Origin of the sequence: Methylobacterium sp. GC_Met_2, assembly GCF_026540795.1 — a bacterium.
Taxonomy (GTDB): Bacteria; Pseudomonadota; Alphaproteobacteria; order Rhizobiales; family Beijerinckiaceae; genus Methylobacterium.
On sequence record NZ_JALNUM010000275.1, the window covers coordinates 1 to 587 of the forward strand.

The following is a 587-nucleotide window of genomic DNA, read 5'->3' on the forward strand; positions in this document are numbered from 1 at the left end:
GGGCGCTTTGCAGCCGGGCCGGTTTGAAAGCCCCTCGACCCGGGAGCCGAGGGGGCCAGTGCTCAAATCTCAGTGCCTTCCGCTAGGGTCAGAGCATCCTCAACGTCGACACCGAGATACCTGACCGTGCTCTCGATCTTGGTATGGCCGAGCAGGATCTGGACGGCACGTAGGTTGCCAGTCCGCTTGTAGATCAACGACGCCTTGGTGCGACGCAGGGAATGGGTTCCGTAGTCCTCGCTGCGCAGCCCGATGCCCGTGACCCACTCATCGACCAAGCGTGCATACTGTCTGGTGCTGATGTGCGTGACGCCGTCGAGCCGGCTCGGGAAGACATGGTCGTCGAGCGATCCACCCCTGGCCTCTAGCCAGGAGAGGATGCTGGTACGGGCGGGTTCGAGCAACTCGAACTGCACTGGTCGACCGGTCTTACGCTGGATGACGATGGCGCGACTACGGACGCGACCACCGCTGACGAGGTCGCCAATCTTGAGTTTGACGATGTCGCAGCCGCGCAGCTTGCTGTCGATGGCGAGGTCGAACATCGCCCGGTCGCGCGTGCGCCGTTCACGGTCGAGCCAGAACCG

General features: G+C 63.5%; 1 protein-coding gene. It reads right to left on the minus strand.

Features of this window, described 5'->3' with window-relative positions:
* Positions 1–62: 62 nt before the first annotated feature.
* Positions 63–587: tyrosine-type recombinase/integrase (locus OXS49_RS33420; RefSeq protein ID WP_267428786.1), on the minus strand; the 525-nt coding region annotated here is incomplete at its 5' end.